The organism is Thermodesulfobacteriota bacterium, from assembly GCA_036397855.1.
Classification (GTDB): domain Bacteria; phylum Desulfobacterota_D; class UBA1144; order Nemesobacterales; family CSP1-2; genus DASWID01.
This window is the reverse complement of sequence record DASWID010000109.1, coordinates 1-10,529: the sequence shown is the minus strand read 5'-3', so window position 1 is coordinate 10,529 and position 10,529 is coordinate 1. Positions and strand designations below refer to the sequence as shown.

General features: G+C 39.3%; 12 protein-coding genes. 5 read left to right on the top strand and 7 right to left on the bottom strand.

Annotation, left to right across the window (positions count from 1 at the left end):
- Positions 1-233, bottom strand: a 233-nt coding sequence (locus VGA95_08550; GenBank protein HEX9666589.1) for a Rieske 2Fe-2S domain-containing protein, incomplete at its 3' end; no start/stop codon positions are given.
- A gap of 109 nt (positions 234-342) precedes the next feature.
- A complete protein-coding gene (locus VGA95_08545; GenBank protein ID HEX9666588.1) occupies positions 343-1,104 on the bottom strand; it encodes a formyltransferase family protein in 762 nt (253 codons plus the stop codon).
- Between the two features lie 61 nt (positions 1,105-1,165).
- Between VGA95_08545 and VGA95_08540 the strand changes: the two genes are divergently transcribed.
- Together VGA95_08540 and corA are read left to right on the top strand one after the other, a co-directional pair.
- Complete coding sequence (locus VGA95_08540; protein HEX9666587.1) at positions 1,166-2,035, top strand: phosphatidate cytidylyltransferase; 870 nt, start codon at positions 1,166-1,168, stop codon at positions 2,033-2,035.
- Positions 2,036-2,093: 58 nt separating this feature from the next.
- Positions 2,094-3,158: a magnesium/cobalt transporter CorA gene (gene corA, locus VGA95_08535; GenBank protein HEX9666586.1), complete on the top strand. Its 1,065-nt coding sequence runs from the start codon at positions 2,094-2,096 to the stop codon at positions 3,156-3,158.
- A gap of 19 nt (positions 3,159-3,177) precedes the next feature.
- Here corA and VGA95_08530 read toward each other — a convergent pair whose 3' ends face one another.
- Both VGA95_08530 and VGA95_08525 read right to left on the bottom strand, forming a co-directional pair.
- A complete protein-coding gene (locus VGA95_08530; GenBank protein ID HEX9666585.1) occupies positions 3,178-4,545 on the bottom strand; it encodes a YihY/virulence factor BrkB family protein in 1,368 nt (455 codons plus the stop codon).
- Between the two features lie 713 nt (positions 4,546-5,258).
- Complete coding sequence (locus VGA95_08525; protein ID HEX9666584.1) at positions 5,259-5,909, bottom strand: DUF1579 domain-containing protein; 651 nt, start codon at positions 5,907-5,909, stop codon at positions 5,259-5,261.
- Positions 5,910-6,074: 165 nt separating this feature from the next.
- Here VGA95_08525 and VGA95_08520 point away from each other — a divergent pair, with 165 nt between their 5' ends.
- The gene (locus VGA95_08520) at positions 6,075-6,719 is read left to right on the top strand and encodes a cyclic nucleotide-binding domain-containing protein (GenBank protein ID HEX9666583.1); all 645 of its coding nucleotides are present in this window, start codon (positions 6,075-6,077) and stop codon (positions 6,717-6,719) included.
- Positions 6,720-6,813: 94 nt separating this feature from the next.
- Here VGA95_08520 and VGA95_08515 read toward each other — a convergent pair whose 3' ends face one another.
- From VGA95_08515 to VGA95_08505, 3 genes are all read right to left on the bottom strand, one after another.
- Positions 6,814-7,536 (bottom strand): chlorite dismutase family protein, encoded by a 723-nt coding sequence (locus VGA95_08515; protein HEX9666582.1) that lies wholly within the window; start codon positions 7,534-7,536, stop codon positions 6,814-6,816.
- Positions 7,537-7,918: 382 nt separating this feature from the next.
- Positions 7,919-8,134 carry a type II toxin-antitoxin system HicB family antitoxin gene (locus tag VGA95_08510; protein ID HEX9666581.1) on the bottom strand — a complete coding sequence of 72 codons (216 nt, stop codon included), beginning with the start codon at positions 8,132-8,134 and terminating at the stop codon, positions 7,919-7,921.
- Positions 8,135-8,547: 413 nt separating this feature from the next.
- Positions 8,548-9,312 (bottom strand): hypothetical protein, encoded by a 765-nt coding sequence (locus tag VGA95_08505; protein HEX9666580.1) that lies wholly within the window; start codon positions 9,310-9,312, stop codon positions 8,548-8,550.
- 638 nt (positions 9,313-9,950) lie between these two features.
- On the opposite strand from VGA95_08505, the gene VGA95_08500 reads away from it, so the two are divergent.
- Together VGA95_08500 and VGA95_08495 are read left to right on the top strand one after the other, a co-directional pair.
- Positions 9,951-10,265, top strand: a complete 315-nt coding sequence (locus VGA95_08500; GenBank protein HEX9666579.1) for a BON domain-containing protein — start codon at positions 9,951-9,953, stop codon at positions 10,263-10,265.
- A gap of 62 nt (positions 10,266-10,327) precedes the next feature.
- Positions 10,328-10,486 carry a DUF3309 family protein gene (locus VGA95_08495; GenBank protein HEX9666578.1) on the top strand — a complete coding sequence of 53 codons (159 nt, stop codon included), beginning with the start codon at positions 10,328-10,330 and terminating at the stop codon, positions 10,484-10,486.
- Positions 10,487-10,529: the final 43 nt, after the last annotated feature.

The window sequence follows — 10,529 nt, the reverse complement described above, 5'->3', positions numbered from 1 at the left end:
AGTACATTGCCGGTTTTGACGTCGAACTCTGCTCCGTGCCATGGGCAGATGACCTTATCTCCCTCAAGGTTTCCTTCACATAGCGGTCCACCCACATGAGTACATTGGTTGTCAATCGCATAATAACTCCCGTCACAATTAAATAAGGCTATCTCTGTTCCGTTGATTTCAATAAGTTTTCCATGACCAGGCTCGATCTCATCTATTCTTGCTACTTCAATCATTCGTGGCATTTCACCCTCCTAACTGGTTAAATTAATAACCTATAGACCTCCGGGAGGCCCAGACCTTCCGCTGGCAATCTATTGTATTATAAGAATTTGTACGATTCATGACAATGGTTCAATTGACTTTATATTGGTATCCTTCCTTTGGCACTCTTTTTCCATCAACATATATATTATCATTCCGGTCTATTCCTAATCTGCCTTTAGCAATTAGTTGGTGAACTGCAAAGGGATAGATTATCCATTCTCCTTCCCTTCTGATCTTCTCCTGCATTTTTGTTGCGTCCCGTTCTTCATACCCTTCCAACGAAATAGGTTGTGATTGAACGATTGATGGACCGAATCTCTCACCGGGGTTCTCCAGGAATACAGTGCATTTGGTATAAGCTTCACCGGCCCGTAAAGCTTGAATCGATGCATCGACTCCTCTAATCAGATATCTTTTTGTTATATCACCCGGGTATAAGTTTACTACACGATTCTTATAATGGTTTAAGAATAGACCCCCAATTCTTCTCCTATAACCTGCGAGCACCACAATATCGGGTTTGCATACGCCCTCAATGAGGGAGATTGTTGCCGCATCGTAGTAAGCCCGTATCTCGTCGTTCTCTGGGTTTGCATTCAAGATTTCAAAGAATGATTTTGAGCCGAGGCTTACGACTGGAATACCCAAATCTGCTGCTTTTCGTGCTCCCTCGCAGTTTGGAACGTTTGTGAACACTACCTCAATCTTGCCATAGTTTTTTTCACCCAATTTTTCCAATCTTAATTGCTCATCATAGATTGCTAAGAAATTTGTACCCGTGCCAGAGACTAAAACTGCGATTTTCATGGCGCTCTTGTTTGGATTATAGATTATCTCTATATCGCTCATTTAGTATAAGTTGATTTGCAATGGCCTTTATTATCATGGAAATTATATCCACTCAGCCGCAATGGACAAACCATATCAGAGAGTATTAACCTCCATAATCGGGATTCCCATTCTCTATTTAATTTTCTATCTTGGAGGAGTGTGGTTTCTCATCCTTTTTATAACAATAATTTTCTTAGGGGAATTCGAGCTTATCGTTATGTTAAAAAAAAAGGGATACTCGCTCCAAAAGGGACTAATATTCTTATCCGGGGTGATATTACCTGTCGCTGCATATTTTGGTTATTCTTATTTCAGCATTACTTCCGCTGCCATCATCATTATCACCCTTCTTTTTATGCTTATGCAAAAGCCGGATGGTGACGCTCTTTCACAAACGAGTTTGAATCTTTTGGTGATAATATATCTTGGGTGGTTTCTCGGTCACGCCATCTTGTTGCGAAACATCGGCGCCGGCGCAGATATGATGGTTTTCAGCCAATCTAATCAAGGTCTAAGGGACGCAGGGTTCTTCTTTATCGTATTCGTTGTCACCTGCACTTTCTTAAATGATACGGCTGCGTACTACATCGGAAAGTGGAAGGGCAGGAAAAAGCTTTCACCCAATATAAGTCCTGGTAAGACCGTTGTTGGAACCATATCAGGGTTGATATCTTCAATAATCACCGGGTTAGTCATTAATTTTATCTTCGGTTGTCCTCTAACTTATTCATGGGTCTTCTTTCTGGGTTTGATTGTGGCAATAAGCGCTATATTTGGCGACCTATTTGAATCCATGATAAAGAGAAGCGTTGGTGTAAAGGATTCGGGAGCCATCCTTCCCGGTCATGGGGGGATTCTGGACAGGTTTGACAGCCTTATACTTGTTTTTCCTGTATCGTATTATCTTATACTTTTTTGTTATTCACTAAAGGGGGTAAGTATATTTTGATATTTTCTTTAAGAGTAAATCTCGATTTGGTAGTTAATATCTGTGAGGCTGGATTGTATTGGCAAGATTAATTAAAAAAAGTTCAAAAAAGGTTGGCCTCCATCCAGGTGTTCTAATTCATGTTGGCGAGAAAAAATTAGAGAAACCGAGGATTCGAGTTATCGATTATAGCGATAGTCAATTTGAGGATAAGGAAATTCAAACCATAGATGAATGCTTCCACTATAGAGATACCCCCGGCGTTTCCTGGATAAACATTGATGGCCTTCATGATGTCGAGTTAATAGAAAAATTTGGAAAACATTTCAATGTTCATCCCCTCGTGCTTGAGGATATTTTAAATACTGAAAAGAGACCTCTGATGGAGGATTATGGTGACTATATATATATCGTTATTAAGATGCTTTATTATGAGGAGAAAGAAAATATCATAAAGGCTGAGCAGATCAGCATTATACTTTGTAAAAATTTAGTTATAACATTCCAGGAAGGGGGGGGTGATGTATTCGAACCCATAAGGGAAAGAATAAGGAATTCAAAAGGACGATTAAGGGGAACAGGTTCAGATTATTTGGCTTATTCATTGGTTGATTCAATAGTGGATAACTATTTCATAATTCTAGAAAAGTTTTCCGATACCCTGGAAAGCCTTGAAGAAATGTTAATGGAGGATATTACACAATATGACCTGAACGAACTGCACACACTGAAAAGAGAGATGCTATTTTTAAGGAAATCTGTCTGGCCTGTAAGGGAAATAGTAGGCAACTTGGAAAGATCGGGATCGCCGCTAATCAATCAGACTACGATTATATATTTAAGGGATCTATATGATCATACAGTTCAGGTAATCGATACGATCGAGACCGTACGGGAGATGACAACAGGGATGCTAGAAATTTATCTGTCCAGTATGAGCAATAGGATGAACGAGGTGATGAAGGTATTAACGATAATGGCTTCTATATTTATTCCTTTGACTTTTATCGCCGGGGTCTACGGAATGAACTTTGATAATATGCCTGAACTTCATTCAAAGTTCGGTTATCCAATGGTCGTGGGTTTAATGATATTAGTAGCTATTATTATGATCATTTTTTTTAAGAAAAGAAATTGGCTATGAGATTTTTGGAAAGTAATATTTAAATCCTTGGTTCGTCATCTTGTGAAATTATTACATTTCTTAGATTCTCCTCTCCCAAAGCATCATAAATTGCATCATTGACTTTTTTTGTGACCGTGTCAACCGCTGGCATTTTAATGAATTTTTCTTCAATCATTTTGGAATCTTCTTCATTTTCCCTTACAGCTTCAATGATCTCATACAGTTTAATTGTTTCGAGATCCTTTGCGGGCACATAAGAAGGCGGATCATTTGTAGTTTCTATAATTAATTTCTTATTCATCAAATAGGTTAGAGATTCTTGAATATGCTCCTCAGGTATCTCGAATTTCTGTGCAAGTGAAACGAGTGTGAAATTATCCTTATTGTTGTAAAAGTTGTAGCCAATTAGGTACATAATAAGGAACGTAATTTTCTCTTTTAATCTATTACTAATCGTAACGGCTTCTTTTTGTAAAATTAAAAAATTAAGGTTTTGATGGCAATATGAAATTTCACCTCCAATAAGAAATATCAGCCAACTTATGTAGAGCCATATCATGAAGAGGATAATTACGGCAAAACCTGAATAGATTGTTGCATATTGCGTTGAAGATGCAACAAATGAGGCAAAAATCCACCCGCTTGATTGCCAGCAGATTCCTGCAACCACTCCACCTAAGAGTGCAGACAGGGATTTAACTTGAGTGTTAGGCATTACTGAGTAAATGAACGTAAAAACTACTGATACGATGATGTATGGAAGGATGGTACCTGTAAAGAAAAAGATAGCTGTGCCAAAAGGCTCAATTGAAGTTATTTTATCTACAATCGCGTGACTCATTAAAGTTGCTGTAATACCTAATGCAGTAAAAATAAAAACAGGTCCTATGAGAATTACGCTTAAATAATCGGTAAATCTTCTAGTAAAGCTCCTTCCTTTTTCTATTCCCCATATGAAATTTAGTGAACTTTCAGTTTTCTGAATTAGTGAGATAACAGTGTAAACGAGGAACAGAAGACCTAGGGATCCCAATACACCAACCTTTATATTATTGATGAATTCTAGAATTTTCTGTGTTAATGCAGTTCCCTTTTCTCCGAGGGGTGCAAGAAAATTGGAAAGAATAGGTTCCAGTTGGGTATCAACAACTCCGAATGCCTTTAGAACCGAGAAACTGAAAGCAAGAAGTGGGACAATAGCAATTATTGTTGTATAAACAAGACTCATAGCCCTAAGGCTGAGTTCGTTCTTATAAGATTCGCGAATTGTTACGTATATTAGCCTTATAACTATAATAAAGAATGCTTTGAATCTATTGAGGGAGGAAAGATCGATATGCCATAACTCTTTAGAGAGAAAGTTATTTAATTTTTTTACGAATTCTCCCATTTTTTCAGCTATCATATTCTACCACTCATTAGGTTGATTAAGAAATTGAGTATTGAGGTGTCAGGGCATGGCTAAGGACTGAGCACTTTTGCCCAAGAATAAAAGGCCAGTTTATTAAAGAACAATTGCTACTTAATTCGTGAATTCTCTGTCATTGCTGTAGATGTTATATATTTCGTGTGCAAAATTTTTACAATTTCATGAATAGACCTATTTTCGTTAATCCTTTTCATAATGAAAAGTACTTGAACGGCCTTCCAAAAATTGCGTTCAGAGGATGAATGTCATAGTCAGTCATGCTGAACTTGTTTCAGCATCTATTGTTTCCATTAGATCCTGAAATAAATTCAGGATAACCGGGTTGTGGTCGAATTAAATTTTTTAGTCGTTATGTCATCCCCGAGGATTCCCCGATCAAGGATTTCGAGGACAACTACCCGATAAAGGCAGTCGGGTAGAGGCTTAACTAGGGATCCACCCCCTGTTGTCATCCCCGAAATCAGTAGTCGGGGATCCAAAGGCAAAAACATGGATTCCCTATAAATGAATTAGGGAATGACAACAAGGGGGAAGCCTTGTCCTTGTATATTAAGAAAAGTAAGATAAATGAAGAAAATACATTTAAAGATTCTGTCCTCGAAATATCTGGCTTTTAAAATTGCGATGACTGGATAGACTCTCTGTTTATGTACTAATAACACGGAGCTTTCAGCGGGTTTCTAATTACTTTACTTTTTTCTCGTATAAATAATTTCTAGCGCCTTGTATTCCTTCCAGTCTTTGTCTTTTGTGTACATTTCATACACGAATTTATCGTCGTTGATAATTTTTGTCACACCTCTAAAAGTTGTTTCACCCATTTCAGGTTGTGTAAATGTTCCCTTTTCTTCGAAGGTTTTTGTTGAAGGCTCATATTTGCCACTAGAAGTCATGAGACCCGTGCCCATGTTATCTATCCACATAGAAACATATTCTTTTTTAGCGTTGTCATATCCGGTAATGCCCATTCCTTCAAAGGGTTGTCCCATCGATGTACCCTGGGCAGTTTGCTCCAGGAAACGTCCACCCATTATCCATTTAACCTCACTGGTTCCTTTTGATATCTCCGGTTCAGAACTTCGGGAAGACCACCACTTTACCGTATAATCCCAGTTCCCTGCAAATGCATCTAAAACTTTGTGGTTTTCGTTGGGAGCTGCATATTCCTTCCATTTTTCCATCTCTGAGTCTTGATTTTGATCTGTAGCATTATTCTCTTTCGATTGAGATTCTCCTGCCGATTTCTCTTCAGCCGTGCCTACAACCGATGTAGTAAGAAAACCGATTGCTAGAATGAACACTGAATAGATAAATGTTTTTAATAGATATGATGCGCACATGAATTTGCCCCCTACAATTAGAACTTTTTTGATACTTTAACTAACGAGAATTTGAAATTCAAGTTTTAACTCAACTGATGAATGTTGTAAGTATTTATTTTAATCTTAATAGTGTATGTTGATGTGGAATTACCCGACATATCAAAACTTCAAAGAGGTGTTCATATGGCATATATACTCGTCAATCTGGGGTATTTTTTCATGTGCCTGGCCCTGGCGGCTAAGGATATCCTTTTATTACGGAGCATCTTAATATTGGGGCAAATAAGCCTGGTTTCATTCGGTTATTTTTCTGATAATTTATTTGTTTCACTTTGGAATGTGTTGTTTTTTGGAATAAATTCGTTTCATGTAGTTCGTCTTCTAAGGGACCGCAGGAAAATCGAGCTACCTTCCGAGCTTCAGGATCTATACGACAAGACATTCAGCACTATGAGCACGAGGGAGTTCTTATTGTTTTGGAATATGGGAAGAATTGAAAAGAGAGAAGGGGATCGGATGATCCGGGAGGGAGAGCATCAAAAAGAACTTGTACTTATCTTGTCGGGTTCTTTGAATGTGATGAAGGCTGGAGAACTAATAGCTGAGCTAGCGAGAGGAAGTTTCGTGGCAGAGATGAGCTTTTTCACCGGCAATCCCGCGTCGGCTGATGTTTTTGCAAATGGGGCAGTCGAGTATATCGTATGGAATCAGGAGAAATTGAGGAATTTAAATCAGATAAATCCTCAATTATTCATAAAGATTCAAAATGTATTGGCAAAGGATCTTGCCCATAAGATTAGGTCAACACCAAATCAGGATAAATCATAGGAAACAAATATCTACAATAAGATAGGAACTGATAGAGTCGAGTTAAAATAGAAGAGGGTGGTTTCTCTATCTGTGATGGAACAACATAAGGGTCTCAGAGTTTACTCTGCCATATGGCCTTTCCTATGAAGAACGGACCTAAAGAGTCAAGATACATCGCAGTTTGTTTTGTTTTTCTCATTGACTGTACAACGCAGGATAGCGGATATAGTTCTTTCCCCAAAAGGCCAATGATAAAATCATTGTCGTTTTTATCCAATCCATGACAGGCGAGGCGAATGTCTTTGGCATAGCCAGCTTTGCCAAATTTAAAGCCGATTTTTCCGTGTTCACCCAATACCGCACGCTGTATTTCTTCTGAGAGTGTTTCAAAGCCTTTACCTCTCTGAAGTGGATACCATACGGCCCAGGCCAACTTTGGGTCAAGGACCCTCCTGCGGGGCTCTTTTATAAGGGTTTCCTCCAAATCGGGTTCGTATCCGAATGAGTAAGTACGACCAAGCATTGTATATTCTGGCTTTGGGACCAATTCTTGAAAAGCAGCTTGATTCAGGAAAGATCGGGTTCTAGTTACAAAAAGATCAGGGTCTTCTTCCATTGATATGAGACCCACTCCACTGGGGTCATTGATATCCAGATAGAGTGCACCGTCTATTTTTGAATCTTCCAGGGCTTGAATTAAAGATGTGGTATCCCTGCAGTTTCCGAACGCAAAGAATTGCATGAACAATCTCCGGTCTAGTGTTATTACAGTTCCATCTTTCCTTCTTCCCTTCTCGCTCAGGTCAAGTTGAGTGTCGTCATTTTCTATAGACATTTTGCCTCCCCCGAAGTGGAAAATCGTAGAGTATTATGTGTAGCTGTCATCTAATATACATAATTTTTTCTTGATAGAATATATTTCTTCTAGTTTAAGCTTGGTTCCGCAAGGCTTGAGTGGTTGCTATACGGGGTGACAACATCTGGAGGACTAAGGCGGGGCCCCCCGCTACGAAACACATAATTCAAACGTAGCGGCGACCTTTAGGTCGCCATGAAGGGGTTTCTGTCATATCTTTCTTGCTAGTCGGTTAGATATTTCTGTATACCTTGGAATTGCTTCAACCTTCCCGGTTTGTGAATTGCACCATAGGGAGTGAGCCCCTCACGCTTAAGATAGCATCCATGCTTCCTAAGGTGCCTAAGGAGAGAACTGCGCCTCATTCAATGACAACCACATCTTTAATCGCATCCTCGGGCATTCCCCTTAATGAATCTTCTCTGCGGTCTTCTAGAATTAAGTTAATAGCATCCATAAGGCTTTTTCGACACTCCTCTATTGTTCTACCCTGCCCATTAGCGCCGGGGATCTCCGGGCAGTATGCTATGTACCAATCATCGTCTTTTTCGATTATAGCGGTAAATTCGTTGTGCATTACAAGTAATTATACGACCAAAACATTAAAATTGCAGGTAAATCCGATTTTATAATCAAAAAATTCTTATCATTTACTATTCAGATAAGCATCGAGAAAAAGGTAGCCGAAAAAGCCTACATCCGTCACACCCAAAGGCTATCCGACAAATTTATTGTGGCATAAGCCTATTTTGTGGAACCGATCTTTTTATTATTTCAAATCTTGTCGTGAGTCCTTCAATACCCCAGCCGTCCGCGCTGAGGCATAGTCGAAGGAAACGGCTGGCTTGATTTATTAGGGGATAAGGGCAAGGATCTTTGAGAAATCTTTTTTTCCTTTATGGCTAGTGAAAAACTGAAATTATCAAAATAATTACAATAATCAAATAAGCAAAGCCTGACCCTCAAATCTCCATCCCAGCAGACGAATTTTTACCGCTTTCTAAAGATCTCCTGAAAGATTTGTTCAATAAGGATACCAGTTTCGCTTTGACGAGAGTAAAATTCATTCTCGCTCAAAAGGTTATCCCGATTGGTGTCCAGACGGTTAAAGGTTTCGGCATCGCTACGCCATTCGCTGCGTGAGATCATACCATCGTTGTTAACATCGAGTTCATAGAAGACAGCAGCTCGAACCTGCTCCCGATTGTAAAATTCATCACGGTTTAATGTTCCATCGCGGTTGCGATCCAGCCCTTCAAATGACCGACTGGTGTTATGCCATTCATCGCGTGAAATGACCCCATCGTTATTGTGATCGAGCTCGCGAAAACGATCTGACGCGGCGCGTTCATGAAACTCCTCAAGGCTTAAAACGCCATTTTGATCATCATCAAGACGATTAAAGTCCTCGATCGTACCCGTCCATTCGCTGCGGGAAATCACGCCATCGTTGTTGCGATCGAATGCACCAAATGGGTCGGAACGACGACCGTCGTCATCATCATACTCACCACAAGGTGCGCCCGCCTCCACTTCATTACCTGAGAGGACACCGTCACCATTCCAATCGTGGTTATCAAAAGACCTATCGATACTAACCCGCCATTCTTCGCGAGTGATGACACCATCCTTATTCCGATCCATGTCTTTGCATTTCTTGTTCATTTTTTCCTTCGCATAAACTGAATCAGTCGAGACCGAGAAAGCGAATATAATCAACAGGAGAAAATAGAGGATGTAATTGAAATAATGCATGTAACACCTCCTATTCATTACGACCTATGATCCCATTCTATACATAAAGCATTTCTATTCCCAATACCGTACAACAAAGAATATCTCTCGTCAAGAAAAATCACCCTAGGGTCTAAACCTGTTAGATGTTGGAAGATTGTATTGAATTTTAGAAAAATCTATTAAAATTTGTTTGTTTCCCTCATTAAAAGGTTTTTATTTACCTAATATATATTATGAATAAAGGGGTGTATCTGGGAAGGACTTTCGTGCACTCAAAGGATACTGGTCGTTACCGAAGGTTTATTCGGGAAAAAGATTTGTTGATGGAGTAATGGTAGAAGATGAGAAAATTAACCAAAAAAGGAAGGCCGCCTGAATGATTTTTACACACCTATTGAAAAGATCTTTTTTTTGTGTCAAATTTTTTTACTACTTGGAGGATTTGGGCAACAGCCCGTCAACATTAAACAAATGAGTTAAGTATATGATAAGAAAAGTTGATTGTTCAGATACGACCCCGAAGATTCGACCCCCTTGAAAGGTCATAAATAGCCTGGAAATAGGACTTTCGATATAGGTCTTTTTTTAACCTCGATGATTTTTGGTATAAATAAAACTGGTTAATTTTTTAACACTCATAAAAAAGGAGGTTTTTCATGAAGAAAGTAACCGGAAATTTAAGTCTCATTATATGTCTTTTACTTATGGTTGCGTTGATGAGCTGTGCAGGTAGCCGCACTCGAGAGACTACGGGAGAATACGTAGACGATAGCGTTATCACCACAAAAGTGAAGTACGCGCTTTTGGCCGATCCGGATGTAAAAAGCCTTGATATCGGTGTGGAAACTTTCAAAGGGGAAGTTCAGCTAAGCGGATTTGTTAACAACGCTGAGCAAGCCCGTAAGGCAGTTGAGATTACCAAGAGTGTCAAAGGTGTTAGGTCAGTTAAAAACAGTCTCATTGTGAAATAGGCCAAGGGATCTTAAGCAACACTACGGCTGATCCCGTAACTAATTAAAAAGGAGGTAACATCATGTCTATAGGCACAATTTTAATTATCATCTTAATCCTGATTTTGGTAGGGGTGATTCCGATACACGGTTGGTCTCGAAGTTGGGGCTATGGACCTAGCGGAATAATCGGAGTGATACTGATAATATTGCTTATATTGTTGTTATTAGGAAAGCTTTAAAAATGCCTCATCACTAATCCCGTCTAAGGACACTGTTGGGAGC